Below are 23,965 nucleotides of genomic sequence, written 5' to 3'. Positions count from 1 at the left end.
CAATGGTTAGCACTCGACATGCCAAAGTGCTAACAGTCTATTATGCCTCGCCCCGTTGCTAGCATTGGTACCGCTCCGGGCGAAACTCCCGCGGGCACCGATCAAGCGCTGGGCGGAGACGAGCCATGGATTACCAGAACTGGGGGCCCCGGGACATGTCCGCTCCCGTGCAGACCAAACTGCCGGAAGTGCCCGCCGAACGCGGCATGGTGCTGGAAGACGTCCAGTCGGGCTGGGTGGGCGCCGTTACCCGCGTGGAAAAGTCCGGTGGCATGCACGTTGTTGCCCTCGAGGACAGGCGGGGCAAGTCACGGACTTTCCGCCTCGGTTACGGCTTCCTTCTTGAGGGACGCGCGATCCGCCTGATGCCGCCGGCACCCCGGGCGGCTACGGGGACGGGCGCCGGGAGGACTGCATCGGGCTCGGTGCGGGTGGCAGGCCAGCGCGCGCAGGTTGCCAAGGCCAGCCGCGTCTGGGTGGAAGGCAAGCACGACGCTGAACTTGTGGAAAAAGTGTGGGGCGACGACCTCCGGGTGGAAGGCATCGTCGTCGAGCCCCTTCACGGCATCGACGACCTGGCGGCGGCTGTGGCGGGCTTCCGCCCGGGGCCGGGCCGGCGCCTCGGCGTGCTCGTCGACCACCTGGTGCCCGACTCCAAGGAGTCCCGCATTGCCGAGGCGGTTATGGCCTCCCCGGGTGCCGCCGGGAACGTGCTTATTGTCGGCCATCCGTATGTCGACGTATGGCAGGCCATCCGGCCGTCGGTCCTTGGTATCGAACGCTGGCCTGACATACCCCGGGGACAGGACTGGAAGACCGGGATTTTGGCGGCGTTCGGGTGGCCGCACGCAACCAAGGAAGACATCGGGCTCGGCTGGCAGAAATTGCTGGGCGCGGTACGGACCTACGCGGACCTGGAAGCGTCGCTGCTGGGCCGGGTTGAGGAAGTGATCGACTTCCTCACCGTTCCCTGATGGGAAGTCCGGCACCGGACAGCCAGTATCCTTGGTACTGCGGCAGCCGCATCGACCATGCACGCGCCGCAGCCGGCCTGCCGGCATTCCGCACCATTTGCACTCTCGAAGGAACAGACTGTGGCAGAAAACGCACGTGATCACAGGGACAGCCAGGACGGCCCGGGCCGCTCCGAATACCATGGCGTCCCGGCGAACGCGCTGCCCCTGACGGCAAGCGAGGACAGGCAGTGGGCCACCCTGGCGCACTTCGGCGGGATCCTCGGCTGCGTGCCTGCGCTGCTCATTTTCCTGATTTTCCGTGACCGCGGGCCGTTCACCGCCCAGGAATCCAAGGAAGCGCTGAACTTTAGCCTTCCGCCCACCATCGCAGCCGTTGTGGCCAACATCCTGGTCTTCATCCCCGTGGTCGGGAACATCTTTGCCGTTATTGCCACACTGATCTGGATCGCCCTGACGTGCTTCTCAGTGGCCGCAGGCATCCATGTGAACAAGGGACAGCCGCACCGCTACCAGTACAACCTGCGCTGGATCAAGTAGTCCCCACCGGCTCCCCCGCCCGCACCCTCGCGGCTAGTCCGGGAGGAGCCGGCGCACTACAGCGTCGGCCAGCAGGCGGCCCTTCAGCGTGAGGACAAGGTTTCCGCGGAACGCCGCCACGGGGTCCACCAGGCCGTCGGCAATCAGGCCGGCAATTTCATGCCGCCCGGCAGCACTCAACGCGGAAGCGTCCAGGCCTGTCCGCAACCGCGCCTCAAGCATGATCCGCTCCACGTTCCGGGTCTCCGCATCCAGCGTTTCCCTGCCTGCAGCCGGCGACTGTCCCTGCGCGAGGCGGCCGGCATACGCTGTGGGGTGCTTGACGTTCCACCAGCGGACGCCCCCCACATGGGAATGGGCACCTGGGCCGATCCCCCACCAGTCATCCCCCCGCCAGTAGGCCAGGTTGTGGCGGCACGCCTGGTCGGGCGTGCGTGCCCAGTTGCTGACCTCGTACCATCCCAGGCCTGCTTCGGTGATGAGCTGGTCGGCCAGTTCGTATTTGTCCGCGTGGTCGTCGTCGTCAATTTTGGGAACCATGCCGCGCCGCATCTGCGCCGCCAGCTTGGTGCCCTCCTCGACAATCAGCGCGTAGGCGCTGATGTGGTCAGGCCGGTAGGACAGGGCGGTCTCCAGGGAATACCGCCAGTCGTCAAGGGACTCGCCCGGTGTTCCGTAGATCAGGTCAAGGCTGACGGCGAGACCCGCTTCGCGTGCCCACTGCACCACCTGCGGAACGCGGCTGGGTGTATGGGTGCGGTCCAGGACTTTGAGGACGTGCGGAACCGCCGACTGCATGCCGAAGGAGACGCGCGTGAACCCGGCCTCCTTGAGGACGGCGAGGGACTCGGGCGTGACCGAATCCGGATTTGCCTCGGTAGTGACCTCCACACCGTCTTCGATGCCCCACTCATCAATGGCGGCACGCAGGATCAGCGCGAGGTCAGCCGCGGGAAGCAGCGTGGGCGTTCCGCCGCCGAAGAAGACCGTGCTGAGCTTCCGCGCCGGAACCCCCGACGCGGCAAGGGCCTTGGCGGCGAAGGCCACCTCGGATTCGGCAGTGCGGGCATAAGCATCCTGCGAAGCGCCGCCGCCCAGTTCGGTGGCCGTGTAGGTGTTGAAGTCGCAGTACCCGCAGCGCACCGCGCAGAACGGAATGTGGACGTACAGCCCGAACGCCCGGTCCGCGGCACCTTCCGCCGCCTGGGCAGGCAGCAGACCGTCCGACGGCGCAGGGTCGCCGAGGGGAAGAACGCTAGGCATTGCTGCGGCCTCTAAAGCTTACGGCCACTGTCATCACTACTTCTTGGCCTTGTCCTTGGACTCGTCGGTGGTGAGCGCGGCGATGAAGGCCTCCTGCGGGACCTCCACGCGGCCCACCATCTTCATGCGCTTCTTGCCTTCCTTCTGCTTCTCCAGCAGTTTGCGCTTACGCGAGATGTCGCCGCCGTAGCACTTGGCAAGGACGTCCTTGCGGATGGCCCGGATGCTCTCGCGCGCGATGATCCGGGAACCGATAGCTGCCTGGATGGGCACCTCGAACTGCTGCCGCGGAATGAGCTCGCGGAGCTTGCTGGTCATCATCACGCCGTAGGCGTAGGCCTTGTCCTTGTGGGTGATGGCGCTGAAGGCGTCCACCTGTTCGCCCTGGAGCAGGATGTCCACCTTGACCAGGTCGGCCACCTGTTCGCCGTCGGCCTTCCAGTCCAGCGAAGCGTAGCCGCGCGTCTTGGACTTGAGGATGTCGAAGAAGTCAAAGACGATCTCGGCGAGCGGGATCCAATAGCGCAGTTCCACGCGGTCCTCGGAGAGGTAGTCCATCCCCTTCATCTGCCCGCGGCGGCCCTGGCACAGCTCCATGATCGCCCCGACGAACTCGTTGGGGGCCAGGATGGTGGCGGACACCATCGGCTCCCGGACTTCCTTGATCTTTCCGGCCGGGAATTCGCTGGGGTTGGTGACGGTCAGGACGCTCTTGTCCTCCAGCGTGACCTCGTACACCACGTTGGGTGCGGTGGAGATGAGGTCCAGGTTGAACTCCCGCTCCAGGCGTTCCCGCACGATTTCGAGGTGCAGCAGGCCCAGGAAGCCGACGCGGAATCCGAATCCCAGGGCGGCTGACGTTTCCGGCTCGTAGATCAGGGCGGCGTCGTTGAGCTTGAGCTTGTCCAGGGCGTCGCGGAGGACCGGGTAATCCGTGCCGTCCAGCGGGTAGAGCCCGGAGAACACCATGGGCTTGGGGTCCGCGTAGCCGCTGAGGGATTCCGACGCCGGCTTGGCAAGGTTGGTGACGGTGTCCCCGACCTTGGACTGGCGGACGTCCTTCACGCCGGTGATGAGGTAGCCCACCTCACCGACGCCCAGGCCCTTCGACGGGGTGGGCTCCGGGGAGCTGACGCCGATTTCCAGGAGCTCGTGGGAGGCCTTGGTGGACATCATCTGGATGCGCTCACGCGGGTGGAGCATGCCGTCCACCACACGTACGTAGGTGACCACTCCACGGTAGGTGTCGTAGACGGAGTCGAAGATCATGGCGCGGGCGGGGGCATCAGCGTTCCCCACGGGGGCCGGAAGGTCCGTGACGATCTTGTCGAGCAGGGCCTCGACGCCTACGCCGGTCTTGCCGGAGACCAGCAGGACGTCCTCGGGGTTGCCGCCGATCAGGTTGGCCAGCTCTGCCGCGTACTTCTCCGGCTGCGCTGCCGGCAGGTCGATCTTGTTGAGCACCGGGATGATGGTGAGGTCGTTCTCCATTGCCAGGTAGAGGTTGGCGAGCGTCTGCGCCTCGATGCCCTGGGCCGCGTCCACCAGCAGGACGGCACCTTCGCAGGCTGCCAGGGAGCGGGACACTTCGTAGGTGAAGTCAACGTGGCCGGGGGTGTCGATCATGTTCAGCGCGTAGCTGACGCCGTCCACCTCCCATGGCATGCGGACAGCCTGGGACTTGATGGTGATGCCGCGCTCACGCTCAATGTCCATCCGGTCCAGGTACTGGGCCTTCATGTCGCGTGCCTGCACCACGCCCGTGGACTGCAGCATGCGGTCGGCCAGGGTGGACTTACCGTGGTCAATGTGCGCGATGATGCAGAAATTCCGAATGATGGCCGGATCTGTCGCGGCGGGCACCGGGGCGGTGCGGGCCATGGGAGACACGCAGGGTCCTTACTGTTGGCTTTATCGCGGCAGCCGGCAGGATCACCCGAAAAGGCCCCTGCGGTTCCGCCGCACATCGTCAACCTCCAGTGTCCCACGTCCGGGCCGCTGGCACCGCATCCCGGCAACATGCACAAGGGGCGGTTATAGGGTGGCGTCATGGCATTCAAACTCCTGGACCTCCGCCGCGCCGTCCGCACCGGTCTCCGGCTGCTTCGGGCCGGCGGCTCCACAGGGGCCGGCAATGGGATGACAGCCGGCACTGCACCCCGCGGATCCGCCGGGGCGGGCAGTGGCACCGGCACCTACCCGGGTGATTTCCACGGGCGCTCGTCCGTCCGGTACGCGCCGAACCCTGACGGTGCGCCGGACCCCGGGGAAGTTGTGTGGGCGTGGGTCCCCTACGAAGAGGACTACTCCCTGGGCAAGGACCGCCCTGTACTGCTGGTGGGACGCAGCGGCCCGTATCTGCTGGGTCTGATGCTCACCAGCAGGGACCGGGTGCCGGCAGGGCCCGCGGCCGGGGACTACGTGGACGTCGGCGCCGGCGGCTGGGACCGCCAATCCAGGCCCAGTGAGGCACGGCTGGACCGCATCCTGCAAATCAGGCCCGGGGAGATCCGGCGGGAAGGTGCAGTGCTGGAGCGGGGACGGTTCGAGGCGGTAGCTGCCGGACTGCGGCGCAGGCACGGCTGGACCTAGCTCCGCCGCCGGCCGCGGAATGGCCAGACGGGGAGCTGACCTGCTATTATTTACAGCTGTGTGTCCGTGCAGGTCGACGGCCACTGATGGTTGGCCGCCATAGGTATCCCCACGCCGCTCAGTCAATGGCCAATCTGACAGCCCTCTAGACCATTTCCGCATTATAAAGAGAGTTCACACGTGGCGAATATCAAGTCCCAGAAGAAGCGCATTCTCACCAACGAGAAGGCCCGCCTGCGCAACAACGCAGTCAAGTCCGAGCTGAAGACGGCCATCCGCGCGGTCAACACCGCCGTTGAGTCCACGGACAAGGACGCAGCTGCCGCTGCCCTGAAGGTTGCCGGCCGCAAGCTGGACAAGGCCGTCAGCAAGGGTGTTCTGCACAAGAACAACGCAGCGAACCGCAAGTCGGCGATCTCCAAGAAGGTCAACGCACTCTAAGGTTTCCAGTTCCTGCGAACTGATGATGTGGCCGGTACCCTCGGGTACCGGCCACATGTCTTTAAGTTCCTACCTCCCCTGAACGGACATGGATATGACCGTTACTGCGTGTTCAACGGCGTAGACGGGATCACGGGACAGCCCCTTCACCTGTGCATCAGCCTCAGCTGTCGCCTGGATGGACCGGACGAGTCCCTCCGGCGTCCAGCGGCGGACCTCCCGCTGGGCCTGTTCCACCAGCCAGGGCTGCATGCCGAGTTCGGCGGCTATCTGGGCTGCCGGACCGGACGCGCCCGCCACCCGGGCCACCGTCCGCAGCTTGGCTGCCAGCGCGGCCACGAGAGGTACCGGATCCGCGCCGGTAGCCAGGGCGTGTCGCAGCGTGGAGAGGGCAAGAGGGCCGTTGCCCGCCATCGCCGCATCCGCCACTTTGAAAGCTGTCGCTTCGATCCGCCCGCCGTAGTACCGGTCCACAACGTCCGCCGTTACGGCAGGGCCGGCGTCGGCAATCAGCTGGCTGCAGGCGGCCGCCAGCTCCGAAAGGTTGGCCCCTACTGCGTTGACAAGGGCGAGGACGGCCTGCTGGTCGATCCTCCGGCCGGCGGCCTTGAACTCGGCGCTGACGAACGCGATTTTGTCGGCGTCTTTCTTGAGGGGCTGGCAGTCCACCACGGGCCAGCCCCCTTTCTTGACGGCGTCGAGGAGCTTCTTGCCCCGCGTACCCCCGCCGTGGCGCAGGACCAGTACGGCGTCCGGCTCGGGGTGTCCCAGGTAGTCAAGGGCATCGGCCAGGAACACCTCGTTCAGGGATTCCACGCCTTCGACCTCGATGAGCTTGTTCTCCCCGAAGAGCGACGGGCTGACCTGCATGGACAGTGTTCCCGGCTCGTATGCCGCGGCGCTGATGCGGCTCACTTCGACGTCCGGGGAGGACGCGCGGACCTTGGAACGGATGCTGTCCATCGCCCTGATCCCAAGGTATTCTTCTGGCCCGCTGACCAGGACCACGGCCGCCGGTGCTGCTTCCCGCCAGGCGGACGCGTCCGGGGACGGGGAACGGGTTGCTCGCTTTTGCGCAGCGGCCATCGGGGATCCCTTCGGGAGAGATTGGTGGAGTATTCCAGCCTGCCACGTTCACGGCTGCAGACAAAGCGGCAGCGGTGCCGCAGCAACGTAAGCTGCTGCTCCACCTGTCCAAGCAGGGCTTCCGCGCGCCGGTGGGCAGCCCTTGCGAGGCGGACAACCTGCCCCGGACGCGCGGCCGCCCAGGCGGCAGCCAGCGTCACGCCGGAGAGAAGGAGCATGGTCAGCATCCCGTAAATCCCTTCCGGCCACGGCAGTGACGACCCTGGCAGCCCCGCGGCGAACCTCGCGGTGCCGGCAATGCCTGCACAAAAAGTTCCCGCCACCGCGATGAGCACAAGTGCGGGCCAGGGCGCCACTGCCACGATGGGAACGGCTGCCGTACCCAGCAGCGTCACCGGGGCCACCAACGGTGCCGCGGCCACGTTCGCCAGAAGCGAGTACGTCGAGAACTGTGGCTGGAGCAGCACGATGACGGGCCCGCACAGCACCTGCGCGGACAGGGGAACGGCCACGGCCGCAGCCGCCCAGCGGGGAACAAAAGATGGGGTCCAGTCAATTATGCGCCGTCCCACCACGATGATCCCCAGGGTCGCGAGGACGGAGAGCAGGAAACCAAAGCTGCCGCCCAGCCCAGGATCGATGAGGAGGAGGCCTATCACTGCCAGGCAGAGGAAACTCAAGCCCCGTCCGGAGCGTCCGCTGGCGAGGGCGGCCACCGCTACCCCTCCCATCAGCGCCGCCCGCAGGACACTCGCGTCCGGGCCAACAAGGATCACGAACAGGCCTAAACCACCCAGGGCCACTGCGGCAGCTAAGGCCCGCGGCAGCCGGACCCCGCGGGCAGCGAGCAACAGGGCGCCGAGTACCAGGCTGCAGTTCGCCCCGCTGACAGCCGTCAGGTGTGTCATGCCCACCGTCTTCATCGAGTTTTCCAGTCCCGCGTCAAGGGCGCTGGTGTCCCCTGTCACCATGCCCGGGAGCAGCCCGGCCGCGTCCGGTGCCAGGTAGGAGGACGCGGCCACAAACCGCATCCGCAGGTCCTTTGCGGCACGCTCGAGCCCTGATCCGCCGGTTGCCCTGCCCGGAGGTGATGAAGCGGAAAGGGTGCCTGCTTCCACCCTGCCCGGGTCGGCGGGGCCAAGCTTCCCTGTGGCCCGCACTGTCTGGCCCGGCACCACAGTGCCCCACTCGCCCGTGCCTGTAACCACAAGTTGTGCGCGTGTTCGGAGCACCACGCCACCGGTGGCAACGTCCGCCGTCCATACAGGCACTGACCACCGCGCCGGCGGCCCTACCTGTCCCGGCATGCTGAGGGACCGCGGGGTGCCGGCCACCTCGACGACGGCCACCGCGGTTTTGCCCGACGCTATGGCTTCGGCAAGTGGCCCGTCGAAGCGCTGGCTCGAGGCTGCGGAGGAATGCGCTGCGGCAGCGGCCGACAGCATAAGGCCAACAGCGGTCGTGGCAGCGAAACTGCGCCTGGCAGGGTAACGCCCGGCGGGTCTTGTCCGCAGCACGGTGGCCAGCAGTATTGCCGCGGTGCATACTCCGGCCAGGCACAGAATGGCCAGGGGCGTCGGCGGCAGCCACAGCCCGGCGACGGAAGCCGCCCAGACCATGGCCGCGGGCAAGGCAAGGCGCACATCAGTCCGGCGGCGCGGGGACTCCCTCCCGGCGCCGTCCCCGTCCCCGCCTCCGGAGCCCTTCTTCAGGTACCCGCTGATGCGTGCACGAAGCTGCTTGGCGGCGGGCCACTTCCGTTCGCCTTCCGGAACGCTTGTGGTGGCCGGCCCGGCACCTGCGCCCCGGGCTTCACCGGCGGTGACGGCGGATTCAATAAACCGGCTCCACGGGCTGGGCTTCGGCCGCCCTGTACCGCTGCCCACCCCTGCCCGTTTCTGCAGTCCGTTCATGTCACACCGTCACCAGCGGCAGCAGCTGCTCGAGCATCTTAGGCCCCACGCCGTCCACGGCGTCCAGTTCGTCCACGCTCTTGAAGGCCCCATGATCTTCACGCCAGTCGACGATCCGCTGGGCCAGCACAGGCCCCACTTTCGGGAGGGCATCCAACTCTGCGACGCCCGCAGTATTGAGGTTCACCTTGGAACCGGCGGGCGCGTCGGCTCCCCCGCTGGCAGGGCCGGGTATGCCGGGCTGGTCCGGAGCCGGTGGAGCGTCTCCTCCCTGCCGCGGGACGTGGATCTTCTGGGCGTCCTCAAGGACGAGCGCCAGGTTGAGGCGGTTCAGGTCTGCATCGGGGGCGGCACCGCCTGCGTGATTGATGGCCTCGTGAACCCGGCTTCCCGCCGGCAGCTGCACAATGCCGGGAGACGTGACAGCCCCGGCGACATGGACCACGACTGTCCCGGCACCGGCGGCGGCAGGATCGGCGGTGCCTGGAGCGTCGGCATCAGCGGCAGTGCCGGCGCCCTCGCCCGCACTGCCGCCGGGAAGTGCTTCTTCCGTGCTGGCGGCACCGGCCAGGGGAAGGACCTGCGGCCGGTTGGAGGCCGTCTGCCACCAAAAGAACGCTCCTGCAGCCACAGCCAGGACTCCGAGCAGGATGGCGGCACGCAGTCCCAGCCGCCAGCGCAGTACCGGCCCCACCCCCGCCGTCTCCGCGTCCTCGCCCGGCCGGGAGTCAGGGCACGGACTGTCTGAAGCAGCATCGCCCGGGTTCCGGTATTCAAACTCCTGCCCTGCGGTATCCTGCATCAGCAGCCCGCGCGGCCCCCCGCCCAGCGTCGCCTGGAGCCTGGCCCTGGCATGGCGCGCCGGACCATCTGCTTCAGCATCCCGGCGCCACATAACTTCAGGCTATGGAAACGCTCCCGGGCAGGACAGCAGGTCCGCTGCTATGTGGACAGCCTACGGGGACCCGGGTAACGATGCGCCGGTCCCGCCGTCCCGGCCGACGATGACCGCCAGGACACCAAGGCCGGCGTGGGCGGCCAGCACGGCGGGCAACGAGCTGATCTGGGCGGGCGGGCATTCCGGAAGCGCTGCCGCCAACCGGACGGCAAGGCTTTCGGCCTCCGCCGAATTGCCGAAATGGTGGACGGCGAGCCGGACGGACGTTGCGGGGTGCGCCTGCGCCTCGGCAGCGACAATCTCCTCGAGCCGCGCCACCGCCCGCGAAGCCGAGCGCACTTTTTCCAGCGGAACGATCTTGCCGCCCTCTACTGCGAGGATGGGCTTGATGGCCAGCATGGTTCCCAGGAGGGACGCGGCTGCGCCAATCCGCCCGCCGCGGCGAAGCTGCTCCAGGCTGGGGACGTAGAAGTACACCCGTGTCCGTCCGGCCTGGTTCGAAGCGGCAGCGGCCGTTGCGGCAGCGTCGGCGCCGGCGGCCGCCGCTTCCACCCCGGCCTGCACCGCCATTCCCAGTGCCATGCCTACCGTCCGGGAATCGACCACTTCCACGGGAATGTCCACCCGGGCCGCGGCAAGGCGCGCGGCGTCCGCAGTGCCGGAAAGATCGCCGGAAATATGGATGGAGACGACCGACTCATACCCTTGGCGAAGGGCGGCACGGTACGCCTGCTCAAACTGCCCGGGGGACGGCCTGGACGTCTTGACCGGGGTACCTGTGGCCAGCGCCAGCGCGATGGTCTCCAGGATGTCGTCTTCACCCTCGCCGTAAATGTCCTGCCCCACCATCACGGGCATGGGAATGACCGAGAGCAGTCCTTCCACCCCGAGTCCGGCAACCCAGGAGGCCGGCAGGGCGGCAGCGGAGTCAGTGACAATGGCCGTCCTTACGACGGCGGCCTGGCCGCCGTGGGTGCGCGGCCGCGGCGCGAAGCGCAGGCCGGCCAGCCGGGCGCGGAACCACGGCCAGGCAGCAGCGGAACTCTCGGTCAAAAGGCCTCCCGGTCGGGGTGGCCGGCCACCGGATGTTACCGGTGGCCGGATCCGGCGCAACTGCTAGGCCGGGACGATGTTGACCAGTTTAGGTGCCCGGACAATAACCGTGCGGATGCCGCGGCCGTCCATGGCGCGCTGGACGTTCTCCGAGGCCAGCGCCAGTTCCCGCAGCTCGTCTTCCGAAACGCCAGGCGACACCTCGAGCCTGTCCCGGACCTTGCCCTGGACCTGCACAACCGCGGTGACCGTGGCCTGGACCAGCAGTGAAGGGTCGTGGGCAGGCCAGCCGGCATTCGCCACCGACGCCGGGTGGCCCAGGACGTTCCACATGTCCTCGGCGGTGTAGGGGGCGAAAAGGCTGAGGATGATGGCCACGGCTTCGGCTGCTTCGCGCACGGCGGGATCAGCGCCGCCTGCGCCGGAGTCAATTGCCTTGCGGGTAGCGTTGACCAGTTCCATGAGCTTGGCCACCACAACGTTGAACTTGTTCGCGTCCAGCAGTTCCGCGGAGTCGGCGATGGTGCGGTGCGTCACGGAACGCAGGGCGCGGTCGCCGCCGGTGAAATCGGTACCCGGTGCACTGGCCACGTCCTGCGCCAGGCGCCAGGCGCGGGCCAGGAACTTGGCCGACCCGGACGGCGACACGTCTGCCCAGTCCACATCGTCCTCGGGCGGGGAGGCGAAGACCATGGTGAGGCGGACGGCGTCGACACCGTACTTGTCCAGCTGCTCCCCCAGGTCCACGCCGTTGCCCAGGGACTTGCTCATGGCTTTGCCGCCGTTGAGCACCTGGCCCTGGTTCAGCAGCGCGCTGAAGGGCTCATTGGCCTCGATCATGCCGAGGTCGTTAATGACCTTGGTGAAGAAACGGGCGTACAGCAGGTGCAGGATGGCGTGCTCCACGCCGCCCACGTACTGGCCCACCGGCATCCAGTCGTTGATCTTCTGCGGGTCGAACGGACCTTCGGTGTACTGGGGCGAGACGAAGCGCAGGAAGTACCAGGACGAGTCGACGAAGGTGTCCATGGTGTCCGTATCACGTTTGGCCGGACCGTGGCAGGACGGGCACTCCACGTTGACCCAGGACTCGGCAGCAGCCAGGGGCGAGGTGCCCTTGGGCGCGAGGTCCTCGCCGCGCAGGTCCGAGGGCAGGGTGACGGGCAGCTGCTCGTCGGGCACCGGCACCTCGCCGCAGGACGGGCAGTGGATGATGGGGATGGGGGTGCCCCAGAAGCGCTGGCGGCTGAGCAGCCAGTCGCGGAGCCGGAAGTTGACGAACTTCTCCCCTGTGCCCTGGCGTTCCAGGATGGCTATGGCGGCCGGAATGGCTTCAGCCTTTGGCAGGCCGTCCAGCTCGCCGGAGTTGATCAGGGTGCCTTCACCGGCGGTGGCAATACCGGACACCGCGGGATCGTCCTCGCCGGTGTCCAGTACGGCCCGGACAGGCAGGCCGAAGGTGCGGGCGAAGTCCAGGTCGCGCTGGTCGTGCGCGGGCACAGCCATGATGGCCCCGGTGCCGTAGTCGGCCAGGACGTAGTCGGCGGCCCAGACGGGCAGCTTTTCACCGTTCAGCGGGTTGATGGCGTAGCGCCCGGTGAACACGCCGGTCTTTTCCCGCTCGGTGGACTGCCGTTCGATATCGGACAGCGCCTTGACCCGTTCGCGGTACTCGTCCAGGGCAGCAGCGTGTTCGTCGGTAACGAGTTCCGCGGCCAGTGGTGCATCCGCCGCCACAACGAAGAAGGTGGCGCCGTACAGGGTGTCCGGCCGGGTGGTGAACACCGTGACTTCCTTGGCGGGCTTGCCGGCATCGGCTTCGATCACGAAGTTGACGTGCGCACCCTCGGAACGGCCGATCCAGTTCTTCTGCATGGCCAGGACGCGCTCCGGCCAGTGGCCGCGCAGCTGCTCCATGTCGTCGAGCAGCCGGTCCGCGTAGTCCGTGATCTTGAAGTACCACTGGTTCAGCGACTTCTTGGTGACAGTGGTGCCGCAGCGCTCGCAGGCGCCGTTGACAACCTGCTCATTGGCCAGGACTGTCTGGTCCTTCGGGCACCAGTTGACCGGGGAGTCCTTGCGGTAAGCCAGCCCGCGTTCGTAGAACCGCTTGAAGAGCCACTGGGTCCAGCGGTAGTACTCGGGATCCGAGGTGTGCAACCGGCGCGACCAGTCGGCCGAAATGGCGTAGCGCTTGAAGGACGCAGCCTGGGTGTCGATGTTTGCGTAGGTCCACTCGCTGGGATGGGCGTTGCGCTTGATGGCGGCGTTTTCGGCCGGCAGGCCGAACGAATCCCAGCCGATCGGGTGCAGCACGTCGTAGCCCTGCTGGCGCAGGTAGCGGGCCACCACATCGCCCATGGCAAAGGCCTCAGCGTGGCCCATGTGCAGGTCGCCGGACGGGTAGGGGAACATGTCCAGCACGTACCGGCGTTCCCGTGATCCGTCGTCGACAGGCGTGAAGACCTTGAGGTCTTCCCACACCTGCGGCCACTTGGCCTCCATCGCCGTGAAGCTGTACGTACCCTCCCCGGGTGCTTCCGCTGCCACTGCTGCTCCGGTTTCTGTCTCCGGCTGAACGCCCACTGCTGCCCTCTTCTGTTCTGTTACGGCACTTGTGCTGCCATAACGGCCTGATCCTCCTGCTGCCCGCCCGGAAATCCGCCCGGACACACAAAAGCCCCTCACCATGGAGGGGCTGCCGCGCGGTTACCCGTTGTTTCGGATATCCGGCGGCTAGCTAAGCAGAAGGATCGCACGCATGAAACTACTTTAGCGCACCCTGGAAAGGCCTGGCCGGGCCAGGGATTACCTCCCCGGCCCGGCCAGCGTGGTAACGCTTACCGGACGTCCTCGTCCACCCAGTCCATGGATTTGGTGACGGCCTTCCGCCAGAGCCGCAGCTGGCGGTCCTGTTCGGCCTGGTCGAGCTGGGGCTCCCAGCGCTTGTCCTCCGACCAGTTGGCGGACAGTTCACCGAGGTCCTTCCAGAACCCAACAGCCAGGCCGGCCGCGTAGGCCGCTCCCAGCGCCGTGGTCTCGATGACCTTGGGGCGGATGACGGGGACACCCAGGATGTCCGCCTGGAACTGCATCAGCGCATCATTGGCCACCATGCCGCCGTCGACCTTCAACTCGCTGAGCGGAACACCCGAGTCGGCGTTGACGGCATCGAGGACCTCGCGGGTCTGGAAGGCTGTGGCTTCGAGCGCGGCGCGGGCAATGTGGCTCCTGTTGACGAACCGGGTCAAGCCCACGATCGCCCCGCGTGCGTCCGAGCGCCAGTACGGGGCGAACAGGCCGGAGAACGCCGGGACAATGTACACCCCGCCATTGTCCTTCACGGACGCGGCCAGTGTTTCCACCTCCGGGGCGCTGCTGATCATGCCCAGGTTGTCCCGCAGCCACTGGATGAGCGAGCCGGTGACGGCGATGGACCCTTCCAGGGCGTAGTGCGGCTTGGCGTCGCCGAGCTTGTAGCCGACGGTGGTCAGCAGCCCGTTCTTGGAGTGGACGATCTCCTCGCCGGTGTTGAAGATCAGGAAGCAGCCGGTGCCGTAGGTGTTTTTGGCCTCGCCGGTCTCGAAAGCGGCCTGGCCGAAGGTGGCTGCCTGCTGGTCGCCCAAGATGCCGGCGACGGGCGTTTCGCGGAGCAGCTGCGAGCCGTGGACCTGGCCGTACACCTCCGAGGAGGACCTGATCTCCGGCATCATGCTGCGCGGCACGCCGAAGATGCCCAGGATTTCGTCATCCCACTGCAGGCTCTCCAGGTCCATGAAAAGCGTGCGGGACGCGTTGGTGACGTCCGTGACGTGGACGCCGCCGTCCACGCCGCCAGTCAGGTTCCACAGCACCCACGCGTCGGTGTTCCCGAAGAGGAGGTCCCCCGCTTCGGCTTTTGCCCGGGCGCCCTCGACGTTGTCCAGAATCCATTTGATCTTGGTGCCGGAAAAGTATGTGGCCAGGGGCAGGCCCACCTTCTGCTTGAAGCGGTCCGCCCCGCCGTCTTTCGACAGCGCGTCCACGATGTCCTGGGTTCGCGTGTCCTGCCACACGATGGCGTTGTACACAGGCTTGCCCGTGGTCCGGTCCCAGACCACGGCGGTTTCGCGCTGGTTGGTGATGCCGACGGCGGCGATATCGTGCCGGGTCAGGTTCGCCTTGGAGAGGGCGGAGGCGATGACCTCGCGGGTGTTGTCCCAGATCTCCGTAGCGTCATGTTCCACCCAGCCGGCCTTCGGGAAGATCTGCTCGTGTTCCATCTGCCCCGACGAGACGATGCTTCCGGTGTGGTCAAAGATGATGGCGCGGGTGCTGGTGGTTCCCTGGTCGATGGCGATTACGTACTGGTTCATGATGACGTCCTTGTCTGGTTGGGGCTTGTCAGTGTCAATTGGCTGGGCGTTGGGGGAAAATCAGGCGGCGGCGGTGGCGATGATGGGGACAATCCTGGCGACGAAGCCGCCAAGGGCTCCACCGACCAGCGGGCCCACCACCGGAATCCAGGAATAGCCCCAGTCGCTGGAGCCCTTGCCCTTGATGGGAAGCACGGCGTGGGCGATGCGGGGGCCAAGGTCGCGGGCCGGGTTGATCGCGTACCCGGTGGGTCCGCCGAGGGAGACGCCGATGCCGACGACGAGCAGCGCGACAGCGAGCGGGCCAAGGCCGGAGGGCGTTCCGCCGAAGGTGAGGATCACGAAGACCAGGACGAAGGTGCCGATGATCTCGGTCACCAGGTTCCAGGGGGTGGAGCGGATGGCGGGGCCGGTAGAGAAGGTGCCGAGCTTGGCGGCGGGTTCCGGTTCGCCGTCGAAGTGCTGCTTGTAGGCCAGCCAGCACACCACAGCACCCAGGAAGGCGCCCAGAAATTGCCCGCCGAAGTACGTCAACGTGGAGAGGGCGTCAACGGGTACATCCGGGGCATATTCCGGCTTGCCGTTGACAAGCAACCCAAGGGTGACGGCGGGATTGATGTGGGCGCCGGACTGCACGGCAACGTAGACGCCGGCGAAAACGGCGACACCCCAGCCCCATGTGACCATCAGGAATCCGCCGCTGTTGCCCTTCGTTCCGCGCAGGGCGACGTTTGCCACCACGCCGCAGCCCAGCAGGGTCAGCATGGCAGTGCCAAATACTTCCGATAAGAACACAACTCCAAGAGACATCTTTGACTCCTTTTTTATTTTGTTATCGGTCCCCCGCGGTTTGGCGGACCGTGTTGGCAGGAACGGGTTGCCGCCCCTGCCGGCATCCTGGCCTAAGCGACCAGGCTGTGCGTTTCCACCCGGTGGAACCGCTTCAGCACGTCCTGCGCGTGCTTGATCTCCGAGGCCCGCGCAGCTGCGTCCCAATGCAGCGGTCCGGCCAGCACCTCTGCCAGTTCATTCAGCAGTTCGCCGGTGACCAGCCCGCGGAAGGCGAGCGGGGTGCGGCGGATGAGGACATCCACCAGGTGCCCCACCTGTTCGTGGGCGGCCATGTATTCGAGTTCACGGACACTCAGTTCGCGGGTGGAGTGCAGCAGCCGGTCGGGTCCGGCGTCGAGGTACTCCATGACCGCTTCCGCACGGGTGCCATAGCGGGTCAGCAGCCCGGCCGTGCGGTCGGCGTCCCTGCCGGGGGCCATATGCGCTTTGATCCACTGCTGCACGCCCGCTTCGTCCGCCGGGAATCCGGAACCTCCGCCGATGGGAAGCTGCGCCGTGGACACCTTCCGTTGCAGGCCCAGTTCGGTGAGGACCTCGTCGGTCATGTGCTCGGCCAGCGCCCGGAAGGTGGTCCATTTGCCGCCTACCAGGCTGAGCACGACGGCGCCTGTGGCGTCGGTTGCCGGGCCGCGCCGTTCGATCCGGTAGTCCCGCGAGACGAAGCCGGGCGAAGTGGCGTCGTGGCGCGGAAGCGGCCGTACGCCGGAGAACGTGTAGACAATCTGTCCGCTGTTGACCGGGATGGAGGGGAACACATGGCCGATCAGGTCGAAGAAATATGTGATTTCCTCGTCGGTGCAGACGGCGTCCTCCGCCATATCGGCATCCACGTCCGTTGTTCCCACCAGGACCCGGTCCCCCATCGGGTAGATGAGGACAATCCGCCCGTCCGTGTGTTCGAAGAAGATTTCCCGGCCCCGGCAGGCGTCCAGCAGCGCCGGGTTGTCCAGCACGATGTGGGAACCTTTGGTTCCGCCCATGAAGGTCGAGGCCTGTCCCATGGCCGCGTTGGTGAGATCCACCCAGGCGCCCGTAGTGTTGACGATAACGTCGGCCGTGAAGTCGAACTCCCCGCCCGTCAGCTCGTCGCGCAGCCGGACCGTGCCGCCCCGGCCGGTGCCCGGGTTGGGAGTGTCCGTCATGGACTGCAATGAGACGTAGTTGCTGGCGCGGGCGGCACCGTCCCGTCCGGCTTTTTCACCGTCCTGCAGGACATCAAGGGTCAGCCGCTCGGGATTGTGCACGGAGGCGTCAAAGTAGGTGGCTGCGTATTTGACGTCCGGGCGGAGATCCGGGAGCTCAGCCAGCGCTGATTTCCGGCCGTGGAACCGGTGCCGCGGAACGCTGCCGCCGTCCCGGGAGAACGAGTCGTACAGGCTGAGGCCCAGCTTGATCAAAAATGCGCCGCGCTCCTTCGGCCTGCCCTGCTGCTTGTGCGTCAGGAAGCGAAGCGGAGCGGAGAGCACGCCGGAAAAGGTGCTGAAGATCGGAATGGTGGTCTGCAGCGGCTTGACGTAGTGCGGCGCGATCCGGAGCAGGCGGTTCCGCTCCACCACCGATTCCCGGACCAGCCGGAACTCGCCGTTCTCAAGGTAGCGGATGCCGCCGTGGATCATATGGGACGAAGCGCCACTGGCGCCCTGGCAGTAATCGCCCCGCTCCACGAGAGCCACATCCACGCCCTGCAGGGCCAAATCACGGAAAATGCCGGAGCCGTTAATTCCGCCCCCCACCACAAGCACCTTTGCGTGCGGCCGCCTCCGGAGGGTTTGGACTGAGCTGCGTTCCACTGCAGGGCCTGCTGCGGAGACGGGGTGATGGACAGCGGAATCTTTGGGTCCCAAAACTGCTCCCTTGGGGCTTCGTGGAGGTCCGGCCACACGAAAGGTGGGACGGCGTTCTCATCTATTGTTTGGAGTAATGGAAAATGGCGTCAAGGACTATGCACAAACGTGCAGGACGGAAAATCAATGGACTCTTCGCGGCACGCCGATGCCCTCCGGGCTGCACAGATGTATTACCTGCAGGACCTCACGATGGACGCCATCGCGCGAGAACTCCGCACTTCCCGGTCCACGGTGTCCCGCCTGCTCTCCGCGGCGCGCGAGTCAGGGCTGGTCCAGGTGCAAATCCGGAACCCGCTGGACACCGGGCCGGAGCTGGAAAGCATGATCCGGCGGAGGTACAACGTGGACGTCCACGTGGTCCCGGTCCTCGAAACCCTTAACGAGGCGGAAACCCTGGACCGTGTTGCCATCCAGGCAGCGCGCACGATCGGTCCGCTGGTGGACTCGAACGCAATCGTCGGCGTTGCCTGGGGATCCACGCTCAGCGCAGTAAGCCGGCACCTGACCAGGAAAATTACCCATGACAGCGTGATCGTGCAGCTCAACGGTGCGGGCAACATGCACACCACCGGCATTACCTATGCCAGCGACATCATGCGGCGGTTCGGCAGCGCCTACGGTGCGCGGGTTGAACCGTTCCCGGTACCTGCGTTTTTCGACCACGCGGCCACCAAGGCGGCCATGTGGAACGAACGCAGCGTGCAACGCATCCTTGAGCTCCAGGCCAAGATGAGCATTGCCATCTTCGGGGTGGGGTCAGTGCACGCGGACTACCCAAGCCACGTGTATGCCGGCGGGTATCTGGACGAGGATGACCTGAACACGCTGGCCACCTCTGACGTGGTGGGAGACGTAGCCACGGTGTTCTTCCGGGCGGACGGGTCATCCGACGGCATCGTCCTCAACGAGCGCTCAACAGGGCCGGCACTGTCACAGCTTCGGCGGGTCCGGCGCCGCATCTGCGTGGTTTCCGGCGTCTCGAAAATCAACGGCCTGCGGGGCGCCCTGGCGGCCAACCTGGCCACGGACCTGATCCTGGACGAGGCCACCGCGCGGAGGCTGGTGCGTTTCGAAGGGCTGGCCGGCCTGAATGGGTAGAGTCGATGCCATGAGAATGTCACCCCGGCTCAGCCTGAACAACGGTGTGCTGATCCACCAGCTTGGCTTCGGGCTGTACAAGGTGCCGCCGGCCTCTGCGGAAAGCCTCGTGGCCATGGCCCTTGCAGCCGGCTACCGCCACTTCGATACGGCCGCGATGTACGGCAACGAGCTGGGCGTCGCCCGCGGCATCAATCCGCAACTCAGCCCCGGGGCAGGCAGCGGTGGTTCCGGCGAGCTTTTTCCGGCCTTGTCCAGGGAGGACGTCTTCGTCACCACCAAGGTATGGAATGACCACCACGGTTACGACGCCACACTGCGGGCCTTCGACGATTCCATGGTCAACCTCGGCCTGGACTATGTGGACATGTACCTCATTCACTGGCCCTGTCCCCGGAAGGGCCTGTTCCCTGATACCTACCGCGCCCTCGAAACCCTGTACCGGGAAGGCCGGGTCCGCGCCATAGGCGTCAGCAACTTCCAGCCCGCCCACCTGGACCGGCTGCTGCAGACAGCCGAGGTGGTACCCGCCGTCAACCAGGTGGAACTGCATCCCTGGCTGCAGCAGGAAGAACTGCGGCGCAAGCACAAGGAACTGGGCATCATGACCGAAGCATGGAGCCCCCTTGGCCGGGGCCAGGTCCTGGATGATCCCGTCATCAAAGCCTGCGCCGCGGAACACGGCAGGACCCCGGCGCAGGTCATCCTGCGGTGGCATATGCAGCTGGGGCACGTTGCCATTCCCAAAGCCAGCTCTGAAGCGCGTATCAGGGAAAACTTCAACGTCTTCGGCTTCGAGCTGTCCGAGCGGGATATGGCAGCGCTCGCAGGCCTGGAGCGGGGCTACCGCACCGGCTCACACCCGGACAAGGTGAATTAGGACCGCATGGAAACCACCAATTCCGGCCACTCCCCCGCGCCCGCCTTCATCAGTCCCGGCCTGGCAGCGCGCACCACCGCCTCGACAGTGGAACTGGACGGCTCCACCGTGGCGTACTGGACCTACGAACCTGAGCAGGCCACACCGGAAACCCGCACCATCCTGGTGATCCATGGCTTCCGCGGCGACCACCACGGCCTGCTGCGGGTGGCCGACCAGCTTCCCGGAATGCGGATTGTCATGCCCGATCTCCCCGGTTTTGGCAGGTCCGAAGCCTTCCGCTCGGGGATCCATTCCGTGGAGCGCTACGGCCGGTTCATCACCGGTTTCATGGCAGCCCTGGGGCTGGGGCCGGACACGGTACTCCTGGGCCACTCATTCGGGTCCATCATCGCTGCACACTTCGTGGCCGACCACCCGGAAACCGTGAATCCGCTGATCCTCATCAACCCCATTGCCGCCCCCGCGCTGGAGGGAGCAAAGGGGTTCATGACGCGGCTGGCCGTGCTTTACTACCGGCTCGCCGCCCGGCTCCCCCGCCAGGCAGGGCTGGCACTGCTGCGTAACCCGCTCATTGTCCGGGTGATGAGCGAGACGATGGCCAAGACCCGGGACCGTCGGCTCCGCGGTTTCATCCACGGCCAGCACCACGCCTACTTCAGCGCCTTCGCGAACCGCGACAGCCTCCTCGAATCGTTCACCGCCTCCGTCAACAGCCATGTCGCTGAAGTGGCACACAAGCTCAACCTCCCAGTCCTGCTGATCGCCGGGGAAAAGGACGAAATCGCAGCGCTCCCGGACCAGCACCGCCTTGCGGCGCTGCTGCCGGACGGCGAGCTCAAGGTGATTCCCGGCGTCGGGCACCTCATCCACTACGAGACTCCCGGCCCGGCAGCCAACTACATCCGCAACTTCCTGAAGGACCACCCCGCGTGAAGATCGTCATCGATGCCCGTTTCACCAGGACGGACCACCACGACGGCATCAGCCGGTACGGCGCAAGCCTCATTGCCGCCGCAGCGAAGATCGCCGATGTGTCCATGCTGATCTCAGATGCCAGGCAGCTGGCGCTCCTTCCGGACGTCCCCTACACCCTGATCAGCAGTCCGCTGTCCCCGCTGGAGCTGTTCGTGGCGCGCAAGGTGAACACCCTGGGCGCCGATGTCGTGGTGTGTCCCATGCAGACCATGGGAACCTGGGGCCGGAAGTACGGGCTGGTGCTCACCCTGCACGACCTGATCTACTACGAGCACCCGCAGCCGCCGGGGTTCCTGCCCGCGCCCGTGCGGCTGCTCTGGCGGCTCTACCACAAGGCATTCTGGCCGCAGCGCCTGCTCCTAAACCGGGCAGACACGGTGGCCACCATCAGCAGGACCACCGAAGCGTTAATCGCGAAGTACCGGCTGACCCGGCGTCCGGTGCGGATCATCGGGAATGCCCCGCAGCCTGAACAGAATCCGCGCCCCGCCGAGGCCGGGACAGAGAAGTCCCTGGTGTACATGGGTTCCTTCATGCCGTACAAGAACGTGGAAACCATGGTGGCGGGCATGGCAGACCTGCCCGGCTACACGCTGCATCTGCTGAGCAGGATCACGCCGCAGCGTCGGGCGGAGCTGGAGGCCCTGGTGCCCGAAGGCGCATCTGTGGTCTTCCATAACGGCGTCACGGACGAGGAGTACGGCGCCTTACTCCGGACAGCAACAGCCCTCGTGAGCCTGTCCCGGGCGGAAGGATACGGGCTTCCGCTGGTGGAGGCGATGGCCGTTGGCACCCCCGTGATCGCCAGCGACATCCCGATCTTCCGGGAGGTGGGCGGCGACGCAGCCTCCTACGTTGATCCGGATTCCCCGCAGCAGTTCGCCCAGGCCGTCGCCGCCTTGCAGGACCCCCAAGCGTGGCAGCAAGCATCCCGGAGGTCCGTTTCCCGCGCACGCCAGTTCACCTGGGACGAATCCGCCCGCCAGCTGGTGGAGGTGGCCGCCGACATTGTCAGGCGGCGGCGCCGCTAGAGCACATCCACGCCGTCGAGGCGCAGCTGGACCGGCTCCGTCAGGCGCTTTGCCGCTGCTGCTGCCCGGGCGGCCCGGAGCACACGGACGACGACGGCCGCCTGGGTGAAGGGGAAGAAGAGAAGCGTTCGTACTTCCTCCCTTGAGCGCCGAGCCGGCGGCGGCCCGGCCGGCACCAGCGGTGCCGGCCCCGCCGTCCGCAAGCTGATCCCTGCCGTTCCGAGTTCCGCTTCCACAGCCCCGGTGAAATGTTCGACGGCGGCCCTGGGCCCGGTGACGGAGGCTAGGCGCACTGCCGGCGGGAGTTGCAGTTCGGACCTCAGTGAAAGCTCCCGCTGGGCATAGCCGGCGGGATCCCAGCGCAGCAGGGCGCCGACGGCCGCGGTGTCCGCTGCCGTGACCACCACGAGTCCTCCGTCTGCGGCCGGGCGGACCAGGGCAGCTGCGTTGAACCAGCGCCGCACCGTGTCCTCACCGGCCCGCAGCGACTCGCGGCGCAGCAGGGAATCGCCGTCCAACAGCAGGGCTGCAGCATAGCCGGCGTCAGCCACGGGCTCTGCGCCCACAGTGGCCACCACCAGGGCTTTGCCGGCACTGACCGTTGCTTTCACCTGATCCCCGGAGGAGGTAATGACGGTTGTTCCCGGAAAAGCGCGGCCCAGTTCTTCCGCAGTCCGCAGCACGCCGGTGGCGCCTTTCCGGATCCGCCGGCCGCCGCAGTGCGGGCACTTCCAGTCGGGGGCCGGTGTGGAGCACCAGCGGCACTGCGGCATCGCGGATGCGCCGCCCAGAGCCAAGGGTCCCTGGCACGCCAGGCAGCGGGCAGGTTCGCGGCAGGTTTCGCAAGCCAGCGACGGCGCATAGCCTGCCCGGGCAACCTGGACCAGGACCGGTCCCCGCTCCAGGCCGTCCTTGGCAGCCCGCCAGGCTGCCCCTGGAAGGCGCGCCACCAGGGCCAGCGGGTCGCGCTCCTGCTCAAAGCTGTCCGCCGTATTCACTACCCGCGGCGCAGTGCGGCGGACAGCAGGACGGTCTGACTCAACGGGAAGGACCCAGCCCGCGTCCAGGAGGCGCTGGACCTCGGTGCTGCGGGCATGTGCGGCCAGCAGGCAGGCTGTCCCTTCCTGCTCCGCCCGCAGGAGCAGGACCTCCCGTACGTGGGCGTACGGTGCGCGCTGCTCGATGTGGAGATCGTCGCCGTCGTCCCAGCATGCCACCAGGCCAAGGTTGCGGACCGGCGCGAACGCCGCCGACCTGGTGCCGATGGCGACCCTGGCCTCGCCAGCCAGGAGGCGCAGGAAGTTCCGGTAGCGGGGGGTGGGGCCGTCATCGGCGGCCAGCCGGGCGACGGCGGCACCGGGCAGGAGTCCGGCCAGCGCCGCCTCAAGCCGGTCCAGGTCCCGGTAGTCCGGAACAACCAGGACCGCTCCGCGGCCGGAAGCATAGGCCGCGGCAGCAGCTTCTGCCAGCATCCGAGGCCAGCCGCCCGGGCCGAACCCCTGCAGCGGATTGAGGGCGGCGCGGGGGGAAGCGCCAGCTCCCACATGCCGGAGGAAAGCGGGGCCGTTACGGTACGCAGCCCAGGCGGAGTCCCCGGAAAAAGGCAGGTGGGCCCCGCCGTCCGGGGTTGGGTGTTCCGGCAGGGGCTGTGCCTGTTGTCCGCCGTCGGAATAGTCCTTTTCCAGGCGCGCAACACGCGGCGGAACGGCAAGCCGGAGGACATCGCTGACTGTTCCGGCGTACCGCGCGGCCACTGCGCCCGCCAACTCGCGTACGGCGGGCGTCAGGACCGGAACCGGGGAAACCACTTTCGCCAGGGGCACCAGCGTGCCGCCGACGTCGGATTCCGAGACCCGTTCCAGCAGGTAACCGCCGAGGTCCTGGCCGCCGAAGCTGACCTTGACCCGGACCCCGGGCTGCGCAGCCTGCTCGAGGGTGGACGGAACGGCATAATTGAAGGGCCGGTCCAGGTGGGGCAAGGGCGACTCCACCAATACCCTGGCGACAGGCAGGTGGCTGGCCAGGGCTAGGCCGGCAGGCAGCTTCCGCGCCGGGAATCCCTGGAGCAGGGAAGGCTGGACGGCCTGATTGGGTATGATGGGAACATCGGGTCCGGACTGGACGGACCTGTCAGCAACCACTGGGGCTACCTCCGTTCAGCTTC

The 23,965-nt window shown here is 66.9% G+C and carries 19 protein-coding genes; 8 read left to right on the top strand and 11 right to left on the bottom strand.

Annotation, left to right across the window (positions count from 1 at the left end):
- The first annotated feature begins 125 nt into the window (after window positions 1–125).
- The gene (locus FDW83_RS01120) at window positions 126–974 is read left to right on the top strand and encodes a DUF3097 domain-containing protein (protein ID WP_138135777.1); all 849 of its coding nucleotides are present in this window, start codon (window positions 126–128) and stop codon (window positions 972–974) included.
- Window positions 975–1,094: 120 nt separating this feature from the next.
- Window positions 1,095–1,514, top strand: a complete 420-nt coding sequence (locus FDW83_RS01115) for a DUF4870 domain-containing protein (protein ID WP_138135776.1) — start codon at window positions 1,095–1,097, stop codon at window positions 1,512–1,514.
- Between the two features lie 33 nt (window positions 1,515–1,547).
- Here the strand turns inward: FDW83_RS01115 and hemW are convergent, their stop codons facing one another.
- Together hemW and lepA are read right to left on the bottom strand one after the other, a co-directional pair.
- A complete protein-coding gene (hemW, locus tag FDW83_RS01110) occupies window positions 1,548–2,777 on the bottom strand; it encodes a radical SAM family heme chaperone HemW (protein WP_138135775.1) in 1,230 nt (409 codons plus the stop codon).
- Between the two features lie 36 nt (window positions 2,778–2,813).
- A complete protein-coding gene (gene lepA, locus FDW83_RS01105; protein WP_171027400.1) occupies window positions 2,814–4,667 on the bottom strand; it encodes a translation elongation factor 4 in 1,854 nt (617 codons plus the stop codon).
- 159 nt (window positions 4,668–4,826) lie between these two features.
- Here lepA and FDW83_RS01100 point away from each other — a divergent pair, with 159 nt between their 5' ends.
- Together FDW83_RS01100 and rpsT are read left to right on the top strand one after the other, a co-directional pair.
- Window positions 4,827–5,369: a type II toxin-antitoxin system PemK/MazF family toxin gene (locus FDW83_RS01100; RefSeq protein WP_138135774.1), complete on the top strand. Its 543-nt coding sequence runs from the start codon at window positions 4,827–4,829 to the stop codon at window positions 5,367–5,369.
- 180 nt (window positions 5,370–5,549) lie between these two features.
- Complete coding sequence (rpsT, locus tag FDW83_RS01095; protein WP_138135773.1) at window positions 5,550–5,810, top strand: 30S ribosomal protein S20; 261 nt, start codon at window positions 5,550–5,552, stop codon at window positions 5,808–5,810.
- Between the two features lie 69 nt (window positions 5,811–5,879).
- Here rpsT and holA read toward each other — a convergent pair whose 3' ends face one another.
- From holA to FDW83_RS01055, 8 genes are all read right to left on the bottom strand, one after another.
- Entirely contained in the window at window positions 5,880–6,773 is an 894-nt protein-coding gene (gene holA / locus FDW83_RS01090; RefSeq protein WP_240720795.1) for a DNA polymerase III subunit delta, read from the bottom strand.
- Window positions 6,722–8,809 (bottom strand): ComEC/Rec2 family competence protein, encoded by a 2,088-nt coding sequence (locus tag FDW83_RS01085; protein WP_240720794.1) that lies wholly within the window; start codon window positions 8,807–8,809, stop codon window positions 6,722–6,724. The genes holA and FDW83_RS01085 overlap by 52 nt, the downstream gene beginning before the upstream one ends.
- 1 nt (window position 8,810) lies before the next feature.
- Entirely contained in the window at window positions 8,811–9,704 is an 894-nt protein-coding gene (locus tag FDW83_RS01080; protein WP_138135771.1) for a ComEA family DNA-binding protein, read from the bottom strand.
- Window positions 9,705–9,764: 60 nt separating this feature from the next.
- A complete protein-coding gene (locus FDW83_RS01075; protein ID WP_138135770.1) occupies window positions 9,765–10,760 on the bottom strand; it encodes a DegV family protein in 996 nt (331 codons plus the stop codon).
- Window positions 10,761–10,823: 63 nt separating this feature from the next.
- Window positions 10,824–13,346, bottom strand: a complete 2,523-nt coding sequence (gene leuS / locus FDW83_RS01070) for a leucine--tRNA ligase (protein WP_138135769.1) — start codon at window positions 13,344–13,346, stop codon at window positions 10,824–10,826.
- 254 nt (window positions 13,347–13,600) lie between these two features.
- Entirely contained in the window at window positions 13,601–15,115 is a 1,515-nt protein-coding gene (gene glpK, locus FDW83_RS01065) for a glycerol kinase GlpK (RefSeq protein ID WP_138135768.1), read from the bottom strand.
- Window positions 15,116–15,175: 60 nt separating this feature from the next.
- A complete protein-coding gene (locus tag FDW83_RS01060) occupies window positions 15,176–15,925 on the bottom strand; it encodes an MIP/aquaporin family protein (RefSeq protein ID WP_138135767.1) in 750 nt (249 codons plus the stop codon).
- A gap of 92 nt (window positions 15,926–16,017) precedes the next feature.
- On the bottom strand, window positions 16,018–17,811 hold the full coding sequence (locus FDW83_RS01055; protein ID WP_138135766.1) for a glycerol-3-phosphate dehydrogenase/oxidase: 1,794 nt from the start codon (window positions 17,809–17,811) through the stop codon (window positions 16,018–16,020).
- 126 nt (window positions 17,812–17,937) lie between these two features.
- On the opposite strand from FDW83_RS01055, the gene FDW83_RS01050 reads away from it, so the two are divergent.
- The 4 genes from FDW83_RS01050 to FDW83_RS01035 are packed head-to-tail and all read left to right on the top strand — an operon-like array spanning window position 17,938 to window position 21,801.
- Window positions 17,938–18,912: a sugar-binding transcriptional regulator gene (locus FDW83_RS01050; protein WP_138135765.1), complete on the top strand. Its 975-nt coding sequence runs from the start codon at window positions 17,938–17,940 to the stop codon at window positions 18,910–18,912.
- A gap of 10 nt (window positions 18,913–18,922) precedes the next feature.
- Window positions 18,923–19,792, top strand: coding sequence for an aldo/keto reductase (locus tag FDW83_RS01045; RefSeq protein ID WP_138135764.1), 870 nt, complete (start codon window positions 18,923–18,925; stop codon window positions 19,790–19,792).
- Window positions 19,793–19,798: 6 nt separating this feature from the next.
- Window positions 19,799–20,728, top strand: a complete 930-nt coding sequence (locus FDW83_RS01040; RefSeq protein ID WP_138135763.1) for an alpha/beta fold hydrolase — start codon at window positions 19,799–19,801, stop codon at window positions 20,726–20,728.
- On the top strand, window positions 20,725–21,801 hold the full coding sequence (locus FDW83_RS01035; RefSeq protein ID WP_138135762.1) for a glycosyltransferase family 1 protein: 1,077 nt from the start codon (window positions 20,725–20,727) through the stop codon (window positions 21,799–21,801). The genes FDW83_RS01040 and FDW83_RS01035 overlap by 4 nt, the downstream gene beginning before the upstream one ends.
- On the opposite strand, the gene FDW83_RS01030 is transcribed toward FDW83_RS01035, so the two are convergent.
- Entirely contained in the window at window positions 21,798–23,942 is a 2,145-nt protein-coding gene (locus FDW83_RS01030; protein ID WP_370281145.1) for a primosomal protein N', read from the bottom strand. The two genes, FDW83_RS01035 and FDW83_RS01030, sit on opposite strands and share 4 nt — an antisense overlap.
- Window positions 23,943–23,965 lie beyond the last annotated feature (23 nt).

Source organism: Pseudarthrobacter sp. NamE2 (genome assembly GCF_005796205.1).
Classification (GTDB): Bacteria; Actinomycetota; Actinomycetes; order Actinomycetales; family Micrococcaceae; genus Arthrobacter.
This window is presented reverse-complemented; position numbering and strand designations above follow the sequence as displayed.